The organism is Thermus sp. FJN-A, assembly GCF_054655095.1.
Genome location: NZ_BAAHSC010000157.1, coordinates 1 through 597, shown reverse-complemented (window position 1 = coordinate 597; position 597 = coordinate 1). Strand labels below are relative to the sequence as shown.

Sequence of the window (597 nt, the reverse complement as noted above, 5' to 3'; positions counted from 1 at the left end):
GGGTTCTGGTTGAGGACGAGTTGGGCCGCACCCTGGCGGTGAGCCGGGACGGCCAGGTGGTGGCCTACCGGGTGCGCATGGTCCGGGGGAGGCCCCAGGTCCTCAGGGAGTGGCGGCTGGACCTCTCGGGGAGGCTTCTCGCCGACCTCCTGCAGGCCCTCCCCCGGTCCGCCCGGAGGGTCTGGGTCACCGGGGAGGCCCGCCCCGCCACCGCCCCCCCGCCCCTCGTCCCCCCGGTGGGCACCTATCCCCGGGTGGAGGCCTCCGAGAACCCGCCCCGCCTCCGCTTCCACGCCGCCCGCCCCGAGGACCTGGCCCCCCTCTCGGGCCTCTACCTCCAGGCGGGGAGCGCCGTGGTCCGGGCGGCCTTCGCCCCCGGGGAGGAGGCCTCCTTGGAGCTCCCCGCCCTCCCCGCCCTGCCCACCCTCCACCCCCTGGTCTTCTCCCTCCCCTCCCTCTCGGGGCTTCTGGTGAAGCCGGGGGACCGGGTGGAGGAGGGGGAGCCCATCGCCCGGCGGGTGGACGAGGGGCCCCTGCGGGACCTCGAGGACCAGGCCCAGGCCAAGGCGGAGGAGGCGGCCCGCCTCGAGGCCGAGC

General features: G+C 77.4%; 1 pseudogene. It reads left to right on the top strand.

Annotation, left to right across the window (positions count from 1 at the left end):
• A pseudogene (locus ACYQ0J_RS00805) lies at nt 1-597 on the top strand (metal-dependent hydrolase); the annotation flags it as partial.